The following is a 21,521-nucleotide window of genomic DNA, read 5'->3' as shown; positions in this document are numbered from 1 at the left end:
CTCCGCCGCGTGGGCGCGCCCAGCCACACCCGACCCGCAGCTAACGAACAACCAACGCACCCGTACGTCGCCGTGGCACCGTCCGAGCCCCGATCACCCGATCCATCAGCGCGGCCAGCACATCCCGCACCGACCCCCGATCCCGCGCATCGCACTCCAACACCGGGACATCGTCAGCGAGTTCAAGAGCCTCCCGCACCTCATCGATCGCGAACCGCTGCGATCCGTCGAACCGGTTGACCGCCAGCACGAACGGAGCCCGATGCGCCTCGAAGTAGTCGAGCGCCGGGAAACAGTCCTCGATCCGCCGGGTGTCGACCAGCACGACCGTCCCGAGGGCACCCTCCACCAGGTCGTCCCACAGGAACGAGAACCGGTCCTGCCCGGGCGTCCCGAACAGATACAACGCGATGGACGGATCGAGGGTGATCCGTCCGAAGTCGAGCGCGACGGTCGTGGTCGTCTTGGACTCGACCCCCTCCAAAGAGTCGACCCCCAGCGACACCTGAGTGATCGCCGCCTCCGTGTCGAGCGGTTCGATCTCCGAGATGGCACCGATGAAGGTCGTCTTGCCGACCCCGAGCCCGCCGCTGACCACGATCTTCACGGCCAACGGCACGATCTTGTCAGAGCGCGCGGACATGGTCCCTGATCCTTTCGAGCGTGTGGAGCGGCAGCTCCGCGGGTTGTTGACAGGCGAGCCGCCCGGCCACGACGAGGTCGGAGATCAGCACCTTGGCGACCCCCAACGGCACCCCCACGGCGTCGGCGATCTCGGCGACGGTCGTGGGCCGCTCGCACAGCGCGACGATCTGCCGCCGTTCGAGAGCCAGCGGTTCGCCGGACACGCCGACGGCGACGACGAGCGTCTCCAGGCGAAGATCGGCCTGCGCGGGCTCGGACCGGCCGCCGGTGATGATGAACGGCCGTACGAACGTCGCGTCCTCCGCGCCCTCTTCGGGATGTCCGCCGCTCACCGTGGCAACACCTGGCGCAGATCGGCGATGAGCGCCGGGGTGAGCAGATCACCCGCCCGCTCCGCGAGCACCGCCATCTCGTAGCCGACCAGGCCGAGTTCACCGCTGCTGTCGGCGAGGACGCCGAGGCAACTCCCGTCCCGGATCGCCGAGACGAGCAGAAAGCCGCGCCCCATCTCGATCATGATCAGCTTGACCCCGTCGAAGCTGTACCGCTTGGACGCGCTGCGCGCCAGGCTGCTCAGCCCGGACACGATCGCCGCGAGATGGTCGGCCTCGGTCCGCCCGAGCCCGTCCGACACCGCGATCAGCAGCCCGTCCGACGAGACCGCGACGGCATCGCGCACCCCGTCGGTGTTCCGGACGAAGTTCGCGAGCAGCCAGTTGAAGGTCTGCGAGTCGTTGTGCGTGTCGAGGGTGGTCACTTGCCCTCACCCTTCTCGGTGGACTTCGCGGCGGACTTCTCGCTGGACTTCTCGCTGGACTGCGCGGCCGTCTTCTCGGTCGCTTCCGGCGCGGTCGTCTCCTCGACGCGCTGCCTCCCCTTCTCCTTCTCCTTCTCCCTCTCCTTTTCCTTCTCCACGCTGATCCCGCCCCGCATGTGCGCGCTGCGCAGGTTCGCGAGCATCCCGGAGATCTCCTCGGGGCTGCGGTCGGGGGTCGGCTCGACGGGTGCCGGACGGCTGGGGCGGTCGGTCTCGCTGACGGCCTCCGAGATCGCGCTGCGGCGGGGGCGTTTGACGAGTCCGTTGCGGGTACGGGCGGCGGAGGCCCCGCGTGCGGGCTCCCCCCGCTGAGCGTGCGTGTCCGCCGCACGGTGGACGGGACCGTCGGGCGTACGTGCGGCGGAGCCGTCGTGCGCCTCCTTGTCCGTGCCGACGGGCTGCCCCGCCACCGAGACGAGCTGTCCGGCACGCGCCTCGGGCACCGCGGAGGACGCGTCGGCCGCGCGGCGCGGCGCCGGGAGCTGTGCCTTCTCCTTCGGCGCCGCCACCGCCGGGGCGGCCTCCGTGAGCAGCGCGGTGGGGATCAGGACACGTGCGACGACACCCGCGGCGGGCGCCTCGCCCAGCCGCACCTCGATCCCGCACTTGCGGGCCAGCGCGCCGACCACGAAGTGGCCCAGGAAACGGGTGGGTTCGGCCATGAAGCTGGCGGTGCCGGAGAGCCGTACGTTCGCCTCGGCGAGCGCCTGGGTGTCCATGCCGAGCCCGTGGTCGACGATCGCGACCAGATAGCCGGCGCTGGTGCGCCGCCCCTCGATCTCCACATCGGAGTCCGGCGGCGAGAAGCTCAGCGCGTTCTCCACCAACTCGGCGAGCAGATGGGCGATTTCGGCGACGACGGAGCCGTTGACATGCGCGGGCTCGATCCGGCGCAGTGTGACGCGCCGGTACTCCTCCACCTCGGAGAGCGAGGCGCGCAGCACGTCGGTGATGGACAGCGGCGTGGACCAGGGGCGGGGGCTGGACTCCCCCGCGAGCACGAGGAGGCTCTCGGCGTTGCGTCGCATACGGGTGGCGAGGTGGTCGAGTTCGAAGAGGTTGGCGAGGGTGGCCGGGTCGGCGTCCTCGTGCTCCAGCTTGTTGATGAAGCTGATCTGACGGCGTACCAGGTTCTGGTTGCGGCGGCCGAGGCTGACCAGCGAGTCGGTGGCGTTGCGACGCAGCACGGCCTGCTCGGTGGCGAGGTCGAAGGCGGCGCGCTGCACCCGGTCGAAGGCCTCGGCGACCTCCCGCACCTCGGCCCCGGCCTTGTCGGTCACGGCGAGCGGCGCGGGCGGCGCGGGGCTCTCCCCCGAGGAGGCGGCCTGCACCCGGGCCACGGCCTTCGGCAGCCCCTTGCCCGCGACCTCGCGGGCCTGCTGGGCGAGGTCGGTGAGGGGTGCGGACACGGACCGTACACAGTCCAGCGCGAGGCCGCCGAGCGCGACGATCGTGCCGAGCGCCAGCAGCACGAACAGCAGCAGATCGCGCTGGGCGGCGCTCTCCAGCCCGGCGGCCCGGTTCTCGACATCCGCGCCGAGCGAGATCTGCACGTCCCGCAGCCCGTTGATGGTCGAGGTCATGCTGTCCCACCAGGCCATCGGCGGGATACCGCGCGAGTTGAGCTGCCCGCCGCCCCGCACGGCGACACTCTCGTACGACAGCGCGCGCTCGGCGTCCGGCGTGGTCATCGCCGCGTCCAGACGCCGCACCTGCGCGTCGGAGGCGGAGCGCGGGAACACGTCGAGCGCGGCGAGCCGTCCGGCGCGGATCTCCATGAACCGGCTGTAGTCGTCACCGCGGAACCGCCCGGCGCGCACCGAGCCGAGCACGATGGCGCGTTCCTCGCCGGTGAACTCCTTGGCGTTGCCGAGGATCTGGAGCGTCTGGTAGGCGTCGCGCAGCGTGCTGTCGTGGACGTCGTCGAGGCCGAGCCCGAGCCGGTCGAGGACGGTGATCGTGGTGGTGAAGTAGTCGAAGGTGTCCTTCACCACGCCGGTGCCGTCGTCGGCGTGCGCGCGGATCCCGGCCAGGCCCTTCAGCCGGTCGAGGGACTCGCGTACGGAGTCGGCGGCGGCGTCACCGCGGCCGGCGAGCATCCGGTCGAGCTCCGCCCGAGCCGTGTCCGTCGCCTTGCGCTGCGCGGGCAGCTTGGCGCTGAACTGCCCTACGCCGCCCACGAATCCGGTGGTGAGGCCGCGCTCCTTCTGCAGTTCGTGGACAAGGCCCTGGAGGGTGATCTCCAGGCGCGCGTTGTCGGCGGTGGCGGCGGCGTTGCGGTAGGCCATGATCTGCTCGACCGCCGAGGTGCCGAGCAGCGCGAGCAGCACGGCGAGGGCGAGGATCAGGATCCTGAGGAGCCGGGTGCGGATGGTGCGGGGAGCCGTACGGCCCGTCCCGCCGCGGGGGCCGGGCACGCGCCCGGTCGTCGCTTTCGGTGTGACGTCCACTGAAGTGCCTTATGGGGAGGACGGGTTGCTGGCAGGGCAGAAATGGTTCTGCGCCGGACCAACGACCTTCACGGGACCCCGGTCACCCGATCATGTTTTTGTTTTACCCTCCCGAAACACAGCCCCTGCCGACCCGCAGGTCAGCCCCGCGTGACGGCACGGCGGCGTCCGCACTCGTATACGCCGACCGCCGCGACCGTCACAGTCCGCAGTCGCAGGCCGAGCAGCACTCACAGCATTCGCAGCACTCGCAGGCCTCGCAACAGTTGCAGTCACAGTCGCAGTCGCTGAGACACCCCTCGCGCTTCTTGCGTGACCACGGCCCCTCGAATTCGTCGGCGCAGCACACCTTGCAGGTGCAGCACAGCCCGATCGCGGCCGCGCACCCGGCCCAGAAGCCCCGCTTGCCCGGCCCCGGCGGCTGGAAGGAGGGCCCGCCGCCGAAGGGGTTGCCACCGCCGGCGTACGGATTCCGTGGATCGTACGGGCCCTGAGGGCTCTGCGGGCTGTACGGTCCGCCATGCTGCGGCGGACCGAAGGAGCCCTCGGGTGAGCCTCCGTGCGAGCCCTCGGGTGAGCCTTCATGGGAGTGGCCGCATCCCGCCGTCCCGAACGCACGGTCCACCGACCGCCCCAGCTCATGCGCGAGCAGCAGATGCGCCAGCTTGCCGTCGGTGAACTCGACCTCGCGCAGCGCGAGCCGTATCCCGTGCAAGGCGTCATCGGCGAGCCGCCGGGCCTCGGCCAGCGGCGTCCCCGTGGCCGTCAGCGGGTTCCAGGCCCCCGACGCGGCGTCAGTTTCCTTGTCCTCCACGGCGTCCAGGAGATGCGCGAGCCGTCCGAAGAGCCGTCCGGCCTCGGCGAGCGGCTCGGCGTTGCCGGGGCGCCCGGCCAGTACGGCGGTGTGCGCGAAGGCCGCGGCGGTGGCGGTCTCGGTCGGTTCGGTGACCGTCAGCAGCGGGGTGCCGGTCCCGGCCAGCGCCTCGATGCCGAGCTGCCGGTCCACGGCGTCGACGAGTACGGCGGTGTCGAAGCCGACGTCGGAGCCGGTCCGCGCACCCGCCTTGCCCCAGCTCGCGGCGACCCGGCGCGCGGCGAGCGCCACGGGCTTGCGGGCCAACAGCCCGTCCCCGTCGGCGACGTGGTCGCGCACCTTCGCCGAGGCGAGCACCAGCGAGACGGCGGCGGCGAGCCGTGCGCCCTCGCCCTGGGCGACGGACGCGGTCCGCATACCGCGCAACGGGCACGGTCCCGCCGTACGCCGCCACCCGGTGGCGCGCTCGGCCTGAGCCTCCGTCAAAACCGATATCAGCAGCCCGTCATAGTTAGTGACAATCCGAGCGAACTGACCGTGGTCCCCGCGCAGCGCGAGGCACAGCCCGCACAAATGCGCCATCCACTGCGTCTTGAGCCCTTCACCGAGGCGGTGACTGCATGGCCTGACGATCCCGAACACGACACTCCCCCGTGATGCGTACGACGTTGAGCTGCGGCATCGTATCGACCACCCCGTTCACCCGTACGCCCCGCCCATCACCCGAACGCCGTCGAGAATCATATTTCACTCTCAGTCAGCAGCCGTACACAGCAAGACCCTTGGGGCGCGCGGGCTCTCGACGTATTCGCTGTGCACCAGTACCGTCACGAAACCCCCGCGCGGCGTCTATCCACTTGGCGCGACATCCGCATCATGGACGACCATGGGGATGCGGAAAGCAAGAAAGACCGCTGTGAGAGGAGGCGTCCATGGGATCGGTGCGCAAGGCGAGTGCCTGGCTTGGCCTCGTCGACGACAACGATGACGAGCGTTACTACGACGACGACTACGCCGAGGGTCAGGAATCCGGCGATGCCTGGGTCACCGACCCGCGCGTGAAGGTCGCGTCCGAGACGGCGGAGGAAAAGGGCCGCCGGATCGGCACGGTCACCCCGGACAGTTTCCGGGACGCACGCGGTATCGGCGAACTCTTCCGGGACGGTGTCCCGGTCATCATCAACCTCACGTCCATGGAGGCCGCCGACGCCAAGCGCGTGGTGGACTTCGCGGCCGGCCTGACCTTCGGTCTGCGCGGCACGATCGAGCGGGTCGCCACCCGTGTCTTCCTGCTGACCCCTGCCAACACGGAGATCGTCAGCGGCGAGGCCGCGGGCCGTCAGACGGACGGTTTCTTCAACCAGAGCTGAGGCAGGGCCGCTCACCGGCCCTGCCCCGCCGGATCTTCGACCGGGTCTAGCGGAAGGCATCCAGTCCGGTGAGCGCCTTGCCCAGCACGAGTTGATGCATTTCGACGGTGCCCTCGTAAGTGAGCACCGACTCCAGGTTCGTGGCGTGCCGCATCACGGGGTATTCGAGGGAAATCCCGTTGGCGCCGAGGATGGTACGGGCGGTCCGGCAGATCTCGATCGCCTCTCGTACGTTGTTGAGCTTGCCGAAGCTGACCTGTTCGGGACGGAGCCGTCCCGCGTCCATGCGCCGCCCCAGGTGATGGGCGAGCAGAATCCCCTTGTGCAGCTCGACCGCCATGTCGGCGAGCTTGGCCTGGGTGAGCTGGAAGCCGCCGATGGGCCGCCCGAACTGCTCGCGCGTCTTCGCGTACTCCACGGCGGTCTCGAAGCTGGACCGCGCGGCACCCATGGCACCCCACACGATCCCGTACCGCGCGTGCGAGAGACAGCTGAGCGGCCCCTTCAGCCCGGTCACGTCCGGCAGCACGGCGTCGGCGGGCAGCCGTACGTCATCGAGGACGAGCTCGCTGGTCACGCTGGCGCGCAGGGACCACTTGTGCTTGATCTCGGGGGCGGAGAACCCGGGCAGGCCGGTGGGCACGACGAACCCGCGGATGCCGTCGTCGGTCTGAGCCCAGACGACGGCGACACCGGCCACGGACCCATTGGTGATCCACATCTTCCGCCCGTTGAGGACCCAGTCACCGCCGTCGCGCTTGGCGTACGTCCGCATGGAGCCGGGGTCGGAACCGTGGTCGGGTTCGGTGAGCCCGAAGCACCCGATGACATCGCCGGAGGCCATGGAGGGCAGCCACCGCTGCTTCTGCTCTTCGCTGCCGAACCGGTGAATGGCGTACATGGCGAGCGAGCCCTGTACGGACACGAGCGAGCGAATCCCGGAGTCGGCGGCCTCGAGCTCCAGACAGGCCAGCCCGTACTGCACCGCGCTGGCTCCCGCGCACCCATAGCCCTGGAGCGACATCCCGAGCGCCCCGATCCCGCCCAGCTCCCGCGCCAGTTCGCGGATCCCGGGGAGCTCGCCCTTCTCGTACCACTCGGCGACGTAGGGCAGTACCCGGTCCGCGGCCCACGTCCGCACGGTGTCGCGGATGGCCAGGTCCTCCGCGTCCAGAAGATCGTCGATACCCAGCGGATCAGCGGGGTCGAAGGGCGGGAGCTTCGATGACGCGGACATACGACAACCTCCGGCACACTAAAAACTAGCACCGCTAGTTACGGCTCGCCCCGACGTTACGACGCAGTGTCCCGCACGTCCAGTCCCGTGGGGGTGCCCCGCCGTCGGCGGCTGTCGGTTCGGGCAGGGAGTGGTGTGCGGGGGTTCTCCCGCCGCTACCGCGGACGCGCGGACGCCGACGATGGGTCACCCCCACAGGAGAGGTCCACCCTTCAAGCGGGCCGATCGGGCGGTGCGTGGGTGGGAGGAACTACGCCGACACGCGGGACTCTGCGACATCCCTGGGCGCAGGAATGGCCGGGCCCGCCGCAGGCGCCCCGCACTCCATGACCCGGGGCAACCGCAACGCCATCACCGCGCCCAGCAGCAACAACCCCGCACTGACCAGCAGCGTCACATGCAGCCCGTGCACAAAAGAGTCCCGAGCCGCATGCCGCAGGGCATCCCCACGAGCCCCGCCAAGCCGCGCAGCGACGTCGTACGCCTCCCCCAGCGAGTGGCCCGCAGCAGCGGAATCCCCCGCCGAGACCCCGGGTACGGAGGCCAGCCCGGGCGCGTACGCCCTGTTCATCACGCTCCCCAGCAGCGCGATGCCGATCCCCGCACCCAGCTGGTACGAGGTCTCACCGATCGCCGCGGCCCCACCCGCCTGAGCCGGCGGCGCCTCGCTCAGCATCGACTCGTACGCCCCGAAGAGTGTCGTCTCCAGCCCGAACCCCAGCAGGATGAACCCGAAGAGCAGCAGCCCGGTGTTGTCGTCCCCGCCCATCGCCGTGAGCGTCACCACCGCGGCCGCGGTGAGACAGAACCCGAAGCAGACCATCGCCCGCGGCCCGAACCGCCGCAGCATCTTCGCCCCGGCGAGCCCGGAGGCCATCGCCGCGACGGTGAGCGGCAGCAGCCGCAGCCCGGTCTCCAGCGGCGACAGTCCGAGCACGAGCTGCAAGTACTGCGCGGCGATCAGCTCCAGCCCGACCAGGGCGAGCATGGCGAGGACGATGCACCCCACCGACGTACTGAACGCGGGCCGCGAGAACATCCGCAGATCGACCAGCGGCTGCGCACGCCGCCGCTGCCGCCGTACGAACCCGGCCATCAGCGCACCGCCCACGAGCAGCGGCACCAGCGTGAAGGGGCCGAAGGGCGCCTCACCGCCACCGAGCCGCTTCACGCCGAGGACGATTCCGAAGAGTCCGGCGGCGGCCATCAGGGCGCCCACCACATCCCAGGGACCGTTGCGGTCACCCCGAGACTCGGGCAGCAGCAGCCGCCCGATCGGCAGGCTGATCAGCATCAGCGGAATGTTGATGAGGAAGACCGACCCCCACCAGAAGTGCTCCAGGAGGAAGCCTCCGAGCAGCGGCCCCACGGCCGCGCCCACCGCGGCGACCGCGCTCCAGATGCCGATCGCGAGCGCCCGCTCCCGCCGGTCGGGAAAGACCTGGCGCAGGATGGACAGCGTCGCGGGCATGATCATGGCGCCGCCGACGCCGAGCAGGGCGCGGGCGCCGATGAGGACCTGGGCGTTGTCGGCGAGCGCGGCGATCCCCGAAGCGACGCCGAAAAGCCCGTATCCGAGAAGAAGAACCCGTCTGCGGCCGACGCGGTCACCCAGCGTGCCGAAGAGGATCAGCAGCGAGGCGCAGACGAGCGGGTAGACGTCGACGATCCAGAGCAGTTCTATCGCGCCGGGCTTGAGGTCCTCGGTGACGGCGGGCACCGCCACATGCAGCACGGTGGCGTCGAGGGCGACCAGCAACAGGCTGACGCACAGAACGACGAGGACGACCCAGCGGTTGGCACCGGCCCCGGTCTCCCGACGGCATCGCGCAGCGGCCGTGGTCGTCCCGGACATGTACGTACCTCCAGAGGTTCCCTCGCGTTCGGCGGACCGCAGGGTGGGGACTCCCTGGGGCTGCGGCCTGGAGAGCGGAATCCCGGGCCCACGCAACAAAGGCGAGTGAGCCGTCAGCGTACGCGAGTTCCCGCCAATGACGCGTGGCAGACCTCTCACGTTCCCCTGGCCGAACGTGTGGTGTGCGCCACGCTCCCCCTGGTGCACCACGCCCCGCGGGGCCGGTCGGTTCCGAGTGCCGTCGGTGCCGGTTCCGGGTGGCGTCGATAATCGAGCCCGTGACCGATCTTGAGACGCCTGTCGCGACGCCGCCCCGCACGGGCGCCCTGCGCCGGGCCGCGCCCGCCCTGCTGGGATACGCGGCCGTCCGCGCCCTGGGCCTCGCCGCGCTCGCCCTGTGGAGCGCGGCGAACGACAAGAGCGCCCACACGCTGCTGACGGCCCGCTGGGACGCGCTCTGGTACACCCGCGTCGCCGAGCTCGGCTATGGCTACGAGGTGCGCCTCCCGAACGGCGACGTCCACTCGAACCTCGCGTTCTTCCCGCTGCTGCCGTGGCTGGAGCGGCTCGTCGCGGCGGTCACACCGTTGTCGTACGCGGACGCGGGCCTGCTGGTCAGCACGCTCGCCTCACTCGCCGCGGCCTGGGGGATCTTCGCCGTCGCGGACCACGTGTACGGGCGCCGGGCCGGCGTCTGCACCGTGCTCGTGTGGGCGGTGCTGCCCGTCGGCATCGTGCAGTCGATGGCGTACAGCGAGTCCCTCTTCACTGCGCTCGCCGCCTGGTCGCTCTACGCGGTGCTGACCGGCCGCTGGCTGACCGCGGGCCTGCTCGCCGCGCTCGCCGGGCTGACCCGCCCGGTGGGCATCGCGGTGGTCGCGGCCTTGTGGGTGGCGGCGATTACCTCGTTCGCGGGAGATTCCGTACGGGACCGGAGCGCGCTCCGGCCGGGGGGCGCACCGGCGTGGCGGCGCGCCCTCGGCATGCTCCTCGCGCCCCTCGGCGCCGCCGGCTACGTGCTGTGGGTCGGCCACCGCACGGGCAAGGGCCCGCTCGGCTATCTCGACGTCCAGGCGGGCTGGCGCAACGGCTTCGACGGCGGTTACGCCTTCGCCCGCTTCGTCGGCGACAAGTTCACGTCGTTCCCGTCGGCCCTGGCCGGTGTCGGGCTGATCGTCGGGGTCGCGCTGATCGTCTGGCTGTACGTGACGTGCGTACGGCAAGGTCAACCCCTGCCGCTGCTGGTGTACGCGGGGGTCGTCACCGCGCTCGCCCTGTGCGCGTCGAGCTACTTCGGCTCGAAGCCGCGCCTCCTGCTGCCCGCCTTCCCCCTGCTGCTCCCCCTCGCCCTGCCCCTGGCCCGGCTGCGTACGTCCAGGTCAGCGCTGGTGCTCGGCGGGGTGGCGGTGGCCTCGGCGGTCTACGGGGCCTTCTGGCTGAACGGCTCCGGTCCCCCGTGAGAATTCCATACCAGGATTCGGTGAACGAATATATAAGCGCCATAAAGCCACGCTGTGCGCGATCAATGGAATTGAAGAGTCCGCTCACTGATGATTAAGGGATTCATTGGAAATAAACATGGTTCTGAGAGGAATCCCACATCACATCGTCATCACAAAGCGAGTGAATCGGCCTGGAACACAGCTCACTCGCTGTAACGTCGATTGAGTGCGTACCGAACGAAACCTCACCCGTCTGGACCGGGTCTTCGCCCGGCTGGACCGTGAGCCGGAACGACCGGCCCACATCGATGTGCCGAAGATGAGCCGGCACAGGGTTGTGCTCTTCGGAGCCACCCTGGCCTTCTACGTGGCCATTGTGTGGGCCGTGGCGATCACGTCGTGGCTGGTCCGGTTCGACTGGCAGGTCATGTTCTTCCGGCCCTATCAGCAGTGGCCGGAGATCCACGCGTTCCTCGACTACTACGTGGTGCTCGGCCAGCGTGGCCCCACCGCCGTGATGGTCGCCGCCTGGCTGGGCTGGCGCTCCTGGCGGCAGCACACCCTGCGCCCGCTGCTCACCCTGGGCGCCTCGCTGCTGCTGCTCAACATCACGGTCGGCGCCGCCAAGCTCGGCATGGGCCGCCTCGGCCCGCACTACGCCATCACGATCGGCTCGAACGAGATGGGACTCGGCGGCGATATATTCCCGTCGGGCCACACCGCCAATGCCGTCGTGACCTGGGGAATCCTGGCCTATCTGGCCTCGACCCCGAGGGCCAGACGCTGGCTGTCCGCGCTGTCCGCCGTGACCTCGCTCGGCGTCGGCCTCACCACCGTGTACCTCGGTACGCACTGGCTGAGCGATGTGCTCCTGGGCTGGGCCGCGGGTCTGCTGATCCTGCTGGCGCTGCCGTGGGTCGAGCCGCTGATCGCCCGCGCCGAAGCCGGGCTCTTCACGCTCCGCGACGCCTGGCGCGCCCGTGGCGGCCGTACGGCCCCGGCTCCGGCCCCTTCGCCGGTCGGCGCGCCCGTCATGGTCACGCAGCCCATCGGCGCGGACGAGGAGGTGCCGGCCCGCGAGACGGTCGGTACCGGCCGCTCGCCCCGGGCGCCCGTCTACCTGGCCCCCGGGCCGCACCTGGCCCGCTCCGAGCGCACCCCGGTGACCCCGGTCGGCAGCCGCCGCCCGCCGCACGCGGACCGGGTGCCGCGCGCGACCACGACGACCTCGGCCCGCCCCCTGACGGGCGGCTGAGGGCGACAACTCCACAGGCCGATCAAGACCGCGGGGCCGGTACGCACAACCTCTCCCCGCACCACGAAGGCCCCGGGCTCCTCATGAGCCGGGGCCTTCGCGCATTCCGCGGGTGGTGCCACTTACGTGGGCTTCCCTGGGCTTCCGTGGGTGGTGCCCTCTCCGTGAGCGGTGCCGTCAGCCCTTCCAGCAGCGGGTCACCCTGCCGTCGGTGACCTCGAAGTTCAGCCGGCCGAAGCGGTATTCCATGGTGATGATCGCGCCGGGCGGCAGCGAGCGCACCGAGGACCAGCCGTGCTCCCGGGCACGCTGCTCGGCGCTCCTCGCCTCCAGCCCGACATAGCTCTCCGGACTGTCCTGGGGCTCCGCGGGAGGGGTTATGGGTGCCATGACCGCCACGTTAGGCGGCGCACCCCGGCCGGGGAAGCCCGGGCCCACGACGAAGCGTCACCTATCCCCCTCCGGTCACGCTTCTGTCACAGGATCACGACACGCGTTTCGGCCGAACTCCGTCACACGTACGAGGGGTTCCGTACGTGTTCCGCACGCCTTCGAACGTAATTCGGAGCTACCGTGACGCAGTCCCGAATAGCCCAATGGAATGTGCGGATCCAGCCGTATGGCGAAGCCTTTCCATTGCGCTCCCGGGGCGTGTCCCGGAAGCTGACTCCGCATAAGAAATACACGGTTCCGGCACACAACCCCCGCACGCCCTCTCTGGGAGCACAGGGCGACGCGAGCATCATGGCGTGAGCTTCGGCAGGCCCAGTACGCGCGACGGCGAAGGGGCGAGCGATGGGGACGGACACCGCGCAGGCGGCGGCGCGACCCGTACGGCAGAAGCGGCGGCCGGGGCGACTGGTCGTGGACTGGCTGACCACCACGGACCACAAGAAGATCGGCCACCTCTACCTGATCACGTCGTTCGCCTTCTTCCTGATCGGCGGCCTGATGGCGCTGGTCATGCGCGCCGAACTCGCGCGGCCCGGCCTGCAGATCGTGGACAACAACCAGTTCAACCAGCTGTTCACCCTGCACGGCACGATCATGCTGCTGCTCTTCGCCACCCCGACCTTCGCCGGGTTCGCCAACGAGATCATGCCGCTGCAGATCGGCTCCCCCGACGTCGCGTTCCCGCGGCTGAACATGCTGTCGTACTGGTTCTTCCTCTTCGGCGCCCTGATCGTGCTCGGCTCGCTCGCGGTGCCCGACGGACCCGCGGCCTTCGGCTGGTTCGCCTACGCCCCGCTCAACAGCCTGGAGCGCTCGCCGGGCATCGGCGCCGACATGTGGATCATGGGGCTCGCGCTGGCCGGCTTCGGCACGATCCTCGGCGCGGTGAACTTCATTACGACCATCGTCGGGATGCGCGCCCCCGGCATGACGATGTTCCGGCTGCCGATCTTCACCTGGAACACCCTCTTCACCTCGATCCTCATCCTCTTCGCGTTCCCGGTGCTCGCGGCGGCGCTGCTGGTCCTGGAGGCGGACCGGCGGTTCGGATCGGTGGTGTTCGACGCGGCCAACGGCGGTGCGCTGCTGTGGCAGCACCTGTTCTGGTTCTTCGGGCATCCCGAGGTCTACATCATCGCGCTGCCGTTCTTCGGGATCATCACGGAGATCCTGCCGGTCTTCAGCCGGAAGCCGGTCTTCGGCTATCTGACGCTGGTCGCCGCGACCATGACGATCACCGGCCTCTCGATCGTCGTATGGGCGCACCACATGTTCGCGACCGGCGCGGTGCTGCTGCCGTACTTCTCTTTCATGTCGTTCCTGATCGCCGTGCCCACGGGTGTGAAGTTCTTCAACTGGTCCGGCACGATGCTCAAGGGATCCCTGTCCTTCGAGACACCCATGCTGTGGGCGACGGGCTTCCTGGTGACGTTCCTGTTCGGTGGTCTGACCGGGGTGATCCTGGCATCGCCGCCGTTGGACTTCCACGTCACGGACTCGTACTTCGTGGTCGCGCATTTCCACTACGTCGTCTTCGGCACGGTCGTCTTCGCGACGTTCGGCGGCTTCTACTTCTGGTGGCCCAAGCTCACCGGCAAGATGCTCGACGAACGGCTCGGCAAGATCCAGTTCTGGACGCTGTTCGTCGGCTTCCAGACCACGTTCCTGGTGCAGCACTGGCTGGGCGCCGAGGGCATGCCCCGCCGGTACGCGGACTATCTGGCCGCCGACGGCTTCACGACTCTCAACACCATCTCGACGATCGGCGCCTTCCTGCTGGGCTTCTCGACGCTGCCGTTCCTCTACAACGTCTGGAAGACCGCCAAGTACGGCACGAAGGTCGAGGTCGACGACCCGTGGGGCTTCGGCCGCTCCCTGGAGTGGGCCACCTCGTGTCCGCCGCCCCGGCACAACTTCGTCACGCTGCCCCGGATCCGCTCCGAGTCCCCGGCGTTCGACCTGCACCATCCGGAGTACGCGGCGCTGGAGCCGAAGCCCGCTCCAGCGCCCGGGACAGCCGGTCCCGCGCCGTCCTGATCGCCTCGGTGAACTCGGCGGGTTCGATGATCTCGAACTCGAAGCCCATCAGCATCACGTGAATGACCATCACGTCGAGGCTCGCGGCCCCGGTGCGCAGTACGCAGTTGTCCTTCCCCTCGGCCTCCAGCGTCCCGTCGGAAGGCGAGATCCGCTCGGCCGCCTCCTCCAAGGGCACGAACAGCCGGACCACCGCGTGTGAGGCGTACGCGCGCGTGGAGACGCCTTGGGAGACGTACGCCGCCAGGTCCTCGGCCGGTGCCGTACGGGGCGGGAAGCGCGGTCCGTGCGGCGGCTTGGGCGTGATGCGGTCCACCCGGAACGTACGCCAGTCGTCGCGGTCGACGTCCCAGCCGACCAGGTACCAGCGGCGCTCGGTGCACACCAGGCGGTGCGGTTCGACGGTACGGCGGGTGGCGGCGCCCCCGTGGTCGCGGTACTCGAAGCGCAGCCGCTCGGAGTCGCGGCAGGCGTTGGCCAGCTCGGTGAGAACGCCCGGGTCGACGGCCGACGGCCGCGGGCCGCGCAGCATCGGCACGGTGAACGCGTTCAGGGCGCCCACGCGGCGGCGCAGCCGGTGCGGCAGCACCTGTTCGAGCTTGGCGAGGGCGCGTACGGAGGCCTCACCGATGCCCTCGATGCCCTGCCCGGCAGCCGTGCGCAGCCCCACCGCCACGGCCACCGCCTCGTCGTCGTCCAGCAGCAACGGCGGCAACTCCGCACCCGCGCCCAGCTGGTAGCCACCGCCGGTGCCGGGGCTGGCGTTGACGGGATACCCCAGCTCGCGCAACCGGTCCACATCCCTGCGGACGGTCCTGGGCGTGACCCCGAGCCGGTCCGCCAGGTCGGCCCCGGACCATTCACGGTGAGCCTGCAACAGCGAGAGCAGCCGCAGCAGTCGTGCCGATGTCTCCAACATGCCCCGGAGTCTGCCAGCCCTTACGGACAGGCCTTGTCCGCAAGGGTTCTTGGTGTGCGGGACATTGGGTGTTTCCTTTGACTGCGGGTGGGTGGGGGCTGGTCGCGCCGTTCCCCGCGCCCCTAACGGCTCGGGGCTGCGCCCCGTCGCCCCCCGGCCCGCCCCGGGAGCTTTTAGGGGCGCGGGGAACTGCGCAATCTTTTAGGGGGGTCTGGGGGCGTAGCCCCCAGGAACGGGATGGGACGGGTAGGGGCGGCGGGGGCGAAAGAACCCACCCTCACGGCCGATACGACAGCTGTGGCACGTCGAAGCAGTTGGTGTTCATGTTGCCCTGCGAGACCCAGCCCCGACCGTCCTGCCAGCGGGCCACCGACAGACAGGCCCGGCGGGTCTTCGGCGGCTCGGCCAGGCGCTCGTAGGGAACGGGAATCAGCAACCCGCCGGCGGCATACGGCTCGCCATGGTTCATGAAGTCGTCGACGCACGCCCGCGTGACCCCCACGCGCCCACACGACTTCGCCGCGTCGGCAAACCACATGGCAGCCGCCCACCCCTCCAACTGCCACTGGGAGTGCTCCTTCAGCCCCTTGGTCGCATCACGGAACTCCCGTACAGCCGCATCGGACACGTCCTCGTAGTTACGACTGGACCCGGTAGCCCACAGGACGTTCCGGCACCGCGGCGAGTCCTTGTAGTCGGTGGGAACGGTGGACGTCCAGTTCTGCACATTGGTCACCTTGGCAATGACCTCGGCACCGACGTCGTCCATGGCCTTGCACAGTTGCGCGTTCCCATGCGTGTCGATGGCATCGAACACAAGATCGGCACCCTGCTCCTTCAAGTCGGCTGCGGCGGCACGGAAGTTGGGCAGCGCGAAGTCGACCTGTTCGGTGACCACCTTGTAGCCCTCGGCCTTCAGCCCCTGGGTGACGAGCCGGGCGTAGGCGGCCGACGCGGACTGGTTGTAGGAGACGACGGCGGCGGTACGGGCGCCCTGCTCACGCTTGAAGTAGCGGTAGACCTCGGTGCCGCCGTACAACTTCCCGCCCCAGCCCACCTCGCCGTCGCGGGGCGCGAGGCTGCCGTAGATCCCGTAGAGGTGCGGATACGTGTCGTACGCCGGACCGATGGGCTGCCCCCCGATGTCGGGCACGCGCGCGTGGGACACCCGGGAGGCGCCCGCGTAGTCGAGGGCGGTGGTGGCGACGAGGGCGACGACCTGGTCCTCGTCGACGAGTTTGTGCACGCACTCGTTGTTGCCGACCCCGCTGCCGCCGTCGTCGCACAGCCGCACCTCGACCCGCCGCCCATCGATCCCACCGCGCGAGTTGAGCCGGTCGAAGTAGGCCTTCGCCCCGTCGCGCGGCCCGGTGAAGACCGAGCCGCCGACGGGACTGGTGGCGCTGGTGATGATGCCGACGCGGAGCGGGGCGGTGCCGCCTTGTTGCGCGGGCGTGGAACGGTTCTCGAAGTCGCTCTCGGGGAGGCGGCTGCCGCAGGCCGTGCCGAGAAGGAGCAGCACGGCCAGGGCGGCCGACTCAACAGCCGGGGCCGGGCGACTCATTGCCGCTCAGCTGGACCAGCGCGCAGAGCGTCTTGACGGAGACCTTCCAGGTGCCGTCCTGCTCGACGGCCGTCCCGGAGGCGCCCGGCAGGGCGGTCGCGCCCTTGAGAGTCAGCGAGTATGTGACGTTCGCGTCGGTCGGCGAGGTGAACTCGACCTTCTCGACCTTCGCCTGCACCTGCTGGCCGCGCTTGTCGCCGTTGAAGCCCTGCAGGACCTTCGTCATCTGGTCGCCGTTCTCCAGGACGGCCTGCTTGTCCTTCTGGGAGACGGCCGGGTCGAAGAACTTCTCCCAGTTCTGCTTGACCTCCTTCTCGGCCGCCGCCGGATCGGACGGTGCCGTGGGGCTGGGCTCGGCGCTGCTGGACTGGCGCACGGAGGGGGTGGGCGGAGGGGCGCTGCTGCCGCCTCCGGTGTCGTCGCTGCACGCCGTGAGGGCGGCGGCGAGGACGAGAACCGCCACCGCTGCCGTGCCCCGGCCGTTGCCCCGCCTGAGGTCGCTCCCGAGAACCAACTGGCTCACCACCGGGTGTCGGTCCGGGCCATGTGCGCCCGGTGCTTTCAGGGTCAGCTTCCAGAAGGCATAGTGCAAGCCATTGGCTGACATGGACAGTCAACGGACAAACACACGACGTGTGGGAGCCCCGGATGCGGACAGCTCGACTGCGGACTGTGCACCCCGTCCTGTGGGCCGGCTGGGCCGCGCTCGCCGCGGGAGCGGTGTTGTGCGTCATCGGCTGGTACGGGATCTCCGGCGAGCGCTACGCGGAGCGCCAACTGCCGTACCTCGCCTCCTGCACGGTCCCCGGAGCCGCGCTGATCATCGCGGGCGCGGTCCTGCTCACGCACGGCAGGAACGCCCTGGCGGCAGCACGCGTCGAGGAGTTGTACGGGCTGCTGGTGGCGGCCGAGCCCGCCGACGCCGACGAGTCCGGGCAGATAGCGGCCGCGCCCCTGGCCACCAGCGGCGAACTGCTGATGGTGCCCGGCGGCACGCTGTGGCACCGCGCGGACTGTCCGCTGGTCGCGGGGAAGCCGCAGGCCGTACCGGTCGACTCGCGGGTCATGATGATCGGGGATCTGGGGCCGTGCCCGATCTGTGAACCGTCCGCCGGCCATGGACCGTCAGCCGCCGACAAACCGCTCACCGCCGATGGACCGTTCACCGCTGATGGACCGTCCGCCACCGATGATTCGGCCGCGGCCGATCCGGGTGACTGATGTCGTCGCTGACGTACGACCTCACCCTCGCCGGTCTCTCGGTGGGCGGCGCCGCCGCGCTCACCGGGATCGGACTGATCGTCACCCACCGGGCGACCGGTGTGCTCAACTTCGCGCACGGCGCGATCGCGATGGTGTGCGCGTATCTGCTGCGCCAGTTCACGGTCGAGTGGGGCTGGCCGCTCGCGCTCGGCGCCGCGGTGACGCTGCTGCTGGTGGCTCCGGCGATCGGCATGGCCCTGGAACGCTTCGTCTTCCGCCCGCTCTCCGTCCTGGGCAGTGACCCGGCGCAGACCCTCGTCGCGTCCATCGGCGTCTTCGTGCTGCTGGTCGGCGGGGCCGCACTGGTGTGGGGCACGGGGGCGCGCGCTGACGCGCCGACGCTGGTGTCGGCGGACCCGTGGGGGCAACTGGCGGTGGCCGTCGCGCTGGCCGTCGGCGTGGGGGCCGTGACGCACTGGACCCGCTTCGGCACGGAGCTGCGGGCCGTCGTCGAGGACCGCTCCCTGGCGGTGCTGGGGGGCATCGACGCGGACCGGGTGGCCGCGGCGGGCTGGGCCTTCGGCTCGTTCACGGCGGGCCTCACGGGCGTGCTCCTCGCCCCTTACGTGCGCCTCGACCCGTACGGCATGCCGCTGCTCGTCATGGAGGTGATGGCGGTGGCGGTGGCCGCCCGGATGCGCAGCCTCCCGGTCGCCGTCGTGGTGGCCCTCGGCATCGGGGTCGCGCAGAGCCAGCTGACGCGGCTGCACCCCTCGGGCTGGGCGGAACCCCTGCTCCAGGCGGTCGGCGCGAACCTGTTCGTGGTCGCGCTGCTGATCGCGGCGCTCGTCCTGCCCGGCATCGGCACTCGCGACGCGCTCCCGCGCACGGCGACGGCCCGTGTGGCGACGCCACCGGGGGCCTGGATCGTGGCGGTCGTCCTGTTCCTGCTGCCGCTGGGGTTCGCGGGCTCCGACCTGCATACGTCGGTGCAGGTGCCCGCGCTCGGTGTCGTCCTTCTGTCCCTGGTCGTCGTGACGGGCCGCGGCGGCCAGATCTCGCTCGGGCAGGCGGCGTACGCGGGTCTGGGTGCCCTCTTCACGGCCCTGCTGGCGGCGGGCCGCTTCCCCGGCCTGCCGCGCCTGCCCGAACTGGCCGCGCTCGCGGTGGCCGTGCTCCTGGTCGCCCCGCTCGGTGTCCTGACCGGCTGGCCGGCCATCAGCCGCCACGGCCTGGCCCTCGCGCTGGCCACCTTCGCGGTCGGCGTGGGCGTCAGCCGCTTCGTCTTCGCCCAGCCGTACGCCACCTCGGGGCTGGCCCTCGACCGCCCGACGGGCTTCGACGGGGACCGGGCGTACTACGTACTCGAACTCGCCCTCCTCGCCGCCGCGTTGCTGGCCGCGAACGCCCTGCGCCGAGGCCGAACCGGCCGGGCCCTGGCCGCCATGCGCGACCACGAGCCGGGGGCCTCGGCGGCGGGCGTCCGCGTCCCGGCCCTGAAACTCACCGCGTTCGTCGCGGGCGCCGCCCTGGCCGCGCTCGGCGGCGGCATGCTCGGCATGGGGCTGCGCGCCTTCGACGCCACGGCGTACGACCCCGTGCGCGGGCTGCTCTGGTTCGCGGCCGTCGTCGTCCTCGGCGCCGACAGCGTCCTCGGCGCGCTGGCCGCCGCCGCCCTCCTCGTGGGCCTCGACGCGGGCGCGCGCGGCGGGGTGGCGGCGGCCCTGATCGGCATACTCGCCGTCCTCGTCGGCCGCTTCCCCGGAGGCCCGTACGAAGCACTCCGCACGGCGGCCTCCCGACTGCGACTGCGCCGCCGGGCGACGTTGACCCCGTCGGGGGCACGCATACGGCGGCGACTGCGACCGGCGGGGCCAAGAAGTACGCCGAGCCGTACCGCTCCCGCCCAGCGGTCGGGCGAGCCGCCGGGCCGACCGGACAACACCGCGCCACCAGGCCGGGCCATGCCCCGCCGTTCACTCCCCCCGCTGGAACTCACCAGCCCCCAGTCCCTGAGCGCCCGCCAACTCCATGTCACCTACGGCGGCTTCACCGCCCTCGACGGAGTTTCCCTCGACATCCGGCCCGGTCGAGTGACCGCCGTCGTGGGACCCAACGGCGCCGGGAAGAGCACCCTCTTCCACTGTCTCGCCGGGACGCTGCGCCCTTCGAGCGGGAAGGTGCTGCTCGGGGGGCACGACATCACCCGGACGGCCGCGCACGCACGGACCCGGTCGGGTGTCGCGCGGACCTTTCAGCAGCTGGCGGTTTTCCCCTCGTTGACCGTGGCCGAAAACGTCCGGGTGGGCGCCGAGCAGGGACGGATCGCCGATCCGGGGGCCGTGGAGCGGGCGTTGCGACTGCTCGGGCTCGACGGGCCGGTGCGGGCGCTGCCCGCGGCGGGCCTGCCGACCGGGACCCTCCGGCGGGTAGAGCTGGCGCGGGCGCTCGCCGGGAGTCCACGGGTGCTGCTGCTCGACGAACCGGCGGCCGGACTCGACACCGGCGAAGTGAGCGCGCTGACCCGCGTGTTGCGGGCCCTCGCCGCGGACGGCATGGCTCTCCTCGTCGTGGAGCACGACCTCGACCTGGTCGCCGACCTGGCCCATACGGTCCATGTCATGGCGGCGGGGCGGATCGTCACCTCCGGCCCCGCCGACCGCGTTCTGGAGACGAGGCCCGGCGGATGAGCATCGCCCTGCGCCACGCGCGCGTGCGCTACGGCCCCCTGGAGGCCCTGCACGGCGTGACCCTCGTCGCCCCGGGCCCCGGCCTCACCGTGCTGCTGGGCCGCAACGGCTCCGGCCGTACGACCGCGCTGCGCGCCCTCGCGGGAACCGTGCCACTGTCCGGCGGCGCCGTCGTCTGGGACGGCGCCGACGTGACCCGCGTGCCCGCGTACGAGCGCGCCCGGCGCGGACTGTGCCTCGTCCCGGAGCGCCGGGCCGTCTTCGGCTCGCTCACGGTCCGCGAGAACCTGGAGCTCGCCTCGGCCGGCTTCGCCGCCGCCCTCGATGCCTACCCGCAGCTGGAACCTCTCCTCCCCCGCCGCGCCGGCACCCTCTCCGGCGGCGAACAGCGCATGCTCGCCCTCTCCCGCGCCCTGCTGGCACGCGCGCGCGTGGTGCTCGTCGACGAGCCCGCGCAGGGCATGTCGCCGACGGTCGCGGCACGGACGTACGAGCTGCTCGGCGGCCTCGACGCATGCGTGGTGGTCGCGGAACAGCGGCTGCCGCCGGGCCTGCACGAGAGGCCCGGGCGGACGACGTACGTCCATGAACTGCGCCGCGGCACGGTCGTGTTCAGCGGAGAGGCGGCCGAGGTCGCCCGGGCGACGACGGGAGCGACGGGAGCGACGGGAGCGACGGAGCCAGGGGCGGGCCGAACAGGACGAGGTCCGAACGGCGGGCACCGGCCGAACCCTTCGGGATGACGAGCAGTGTGCCTACGTTCAGCCGGT

At 70.9% G+C, this 21,521-nt stretch carries 18 protein-coding genes; 7 read left to right on the top strand and 11 right to left on the bottom strand.

Annotation, left to right across the window (positions count from 1 at the left end; all coding sequences use genetic code 11):
* Window positions 1-40 precede the first annotated feature (40 nt).
* The 5 genes from OIC96_RS37825 to OIC96_RS37805 form a co-directional block, all read right to left on the bottom strand.
* Window positions 41-643 (bottom strand): GTP-binding protein, encoded by a 603-nt coding sequence (locus tag OIC96_RS37825; protein ID WP_330303513.1) that lies wholly within the window; start codon window positions 641-643, stop codon window positions 41-43.
* Window positions 627-977: a DUF742 domain-containing protein gene (locus tag OIC96_RS37820; RefSeq protein WP_330303514.1), complete on the bottom strand. Its 351-nt coding sequence runs from the start codon at window positions 975-977 to the stop codon at window positions 627-629. Before OIC96_RS37820 ends, OIC96_RS37825 begins: the two co-directional genes overlap by 17 nt.
* Complete coding sequence (locus OIC96_RS37815) at window positions 974-1,402, bottom strand: roadblock/LC7 domain-containing protein (protein ID WP_327427614.1); 429 nt, start codon at window positions 1,400-1,402, stop codon at window positions 974-976. The genes OIC96_RS37820 and OIC96_RS37815 overlap by 4 nt, the downstream gene beginning before the upstream one ends.
* Window positions 1,399-3,879, bottom strand: a complete 2,481-nt coding sequence (locus OIC96_RS37810; protein ID WP_330303515.1) for a sensor histidine kinase — start codon at window positions 3,877-3,879, stop codon at window positions 1,399-1,401. The genes OIC96_RS37815 and OIC96_RS37810 overlap by 4 nt, the downstream gene beginning before the upstream one ends.
* Before the next feature lie 232 nt (window positions 3,880-4,111).
* Complete coding sequence (locus OIC96_RS37805; protein ID WP_330303516.1) at window positions 4,112-5,368, bottom strand: DUF5685 family protein; 1,257 nt, start codon at window positions 5,366-5,368, stop codon at window positions 4,112-4,114.
* A 290-nt stretch (window positions 5,369-5,658) separates the two neighbouring features.
* On the opposite strand from OIC96_RS37805, the gene OIC96_RS37800 reads away from it, so the two are divergent.
* The gene (locus tag OIC96_RS37800) at window positions 5,659-6,096 is read left to right on the top strand and encodes a cell division protein SepF (RefSeq protein WP_327427617.1); all 438 of its coding nucleotides are present in this window, start codon (window positions 5,659-5,661) and stop codon (window positions 6,094-6,096) included.
* Window positions 6,097-6,142: 46 nt separating this feature from the next.
* Here OIC96_RS37800 and OIC96_RS37795 read toward each other — a convergent pair whose 3' ends face one another.
* A complete protein-coding gene (locus tag OIC96_RS37795; RefSeq protein ID WP_330303517.1) occupies window positions 6,143-7,333 on the bottom strand; it encodes an acyl-CoA dehydrogenase family protein in 1,191 nt (396 codons plus the stop codon).
* Window positions 7,334-7,583: 250 nt separating this feature from the next.
* Window positions 7,584-9,188, bottom strand: a complete 1,605-nt coding sequence (locus tag OIC96_RS37790) for an MFS transporter (protein WP_330303518.1) — start codon at window positions 9,186-9,188, stop codon at window positions 7,584-7,586.
* Window positions 9,189-9,466: 278 nt separating this feature from the next.
* Between OIC96_RS37790 and OIC96_RS37785 the strand changes: the two genes are divergently transcribed.
* Window positions 9,467-10,648, top strand: coding sequence for a glycosyltransferase family 39 protein (locus OIC96_RS37785; RefSeq protein WP_330303519.1), 1,182 nt, complete (start codon window positions 9,467-9,469; stop codon window positions 10,646-10,648).
* A gap of 208 nt (window positions 10,649-10,856) precedes the next feature.
* The gene (locus OIC96_RS37780) at window positions 10,857-11,885 is read left to right on the top strand and encodes a phosphatase PAP2 family protein (protein ID WP_330303520.1); all 1,029 of its coding nucleotides are present in this window, start codon (window positions 10,857-10,859) and stop codon (window positions 11,883-11,885) included.
* A 177-nt stretch (window positions 11,886-12,062) separates the two neighbouring features.
* Here OIC96_RS37780 and OIC96_RS37775 read toward each other — a convergent pair whose 3' ends face one another.
* On the bottom strand, window positions 12,063-12,275 hold the full coding sequence (locus OIC96_RS37775) for an I78 family peptidase inhibitor (protein WP_330303521.1): 213 nt from the start codon (window positions 12,273-12,275) through the stop codon (window positions 12,063-12,065).
* 405 nt (window positions 12,276-12,680) lie between these two features.
* On the opposite strand from OIC96_RS37775, the gene ctaD reads away from it, so the two are divergent.
* Window positions 12,681-14,375 (top strand): aa3-type cytochrome oxidase subunit I, encoded by a 1,695-nt coding sequence (gene ctaD, locus OIC96_RS37770; protein ID WP_330303522.1) that lies wholly within the window; start codon window positions 12,681-12,683, stop codon window positions 14,373-14,375.
* Here ctaD and OIC96_RS37765 read toward each other — a convergent pair.
* The 3 genes from OIC96_RS37765 to OIC96_RS37755 form a co-directional block, all read right to left on the bottom strand.
* On the bottom strand, window positions 14,257-15,294 hold the full coding sequence (locus OIC96_RS37765; protein ID WP_330303523.1) for a helix-turn-helix transcriptional regulator: 1,038 nt from the start codon (window positions 15,292-15,294) through the stop codon (window positions 14,257-14,259). The genes ctaD and OIC96_RS37765 overlap by 119 nt on opposite strands.
* Before the next feature lie 277 nt (window positions 15,295-15,571).
* Entirely contained in the window at window positions 15,572-16,858 is a 1,287-nt protein-coding gene (locus OIC96_RS37760; protein WP_330303524.1) for an ABC transporter substrate-binding protein, read from the bottom strand.
* Entirely contained in the window at window positions 16,833-17,384 is a 552-nt protein-coding gene (locus tag OIC96_RS37755) for a hypothetical protein (RefSeq protein ID WP_330310038.1), read from the bottom strand. The genes OIC96_RS37760 and OIC96_RS37755 overlap by 26 nt, the downstream gene beginning before the upstream one ends.
* 122 nt (window positions 17,385-17,506) lie before the next feature.
* On the opposite strand from OIC96_RS37755, the gene OIC96_RS37750 reads away from it, so the two are divergent.
* From OIC96_RS37750 to OIC96_RS37740, 3 genes are read left to right on the top strand one after another with little or no spacing between them, the layout of a single operon-like run.
* Window positions 17,507-18,079 (top strand): hypothetical protein, encoded by a 573-nt coding sequence (locus OIC96_RS37750; protein WP_330303525.1) that lies wholly within the window; start codon window positions 17,507-17,509, stop codon window positions 18,077-18,079.
* On the top strand, window positions 18,079-20,751 hold the full coding sequence (locus tag OIC96_RS37745) for an ABC transporter permease subunit (RefSeq protein ID WP_330303526.1): 2,673 nt from the start codon (window positions 18,079-18,081) through the stop codon (window positions 20,749-20,751). Before OIC96_RS37750 ends, OIC96_RS37745 begins: the two co-directional genes overlap by 1 nt.
* Complete coding sequence (locus OIC96_RS37740; RefSeq protein WP_330303527.1) at window positions 20,748-21,494, top strand: ATP-binding cassette domain-containing protein; 747 nt, start codon at window positions 20,748-20,750, stop codon at window positions 21,492-21,494. The genes OIC96_RS37745 and OIC96_RS37740 overlap by 4 nt, the downstream gene beginning before the upstream one ends.
* Window positions 21,495-21,521: the final 27 nt, after the last annotated feature.

The sequence above is a fragment of the Streptomyces sp. NBC_00775 genome, from assembly GCF_036347135.1.
Taxonomy (GTDB): Bacteria; Actinomycetota; Actinomycetes; order Streptomycetales; family Streptomycetaceae; genus Streptomyces; species Streptomyces lutosisoli.
Note: the sequence above shows the minus strand (reverse complement) of the source record. Positions and strands in the feature narration are given on the sequence as shown.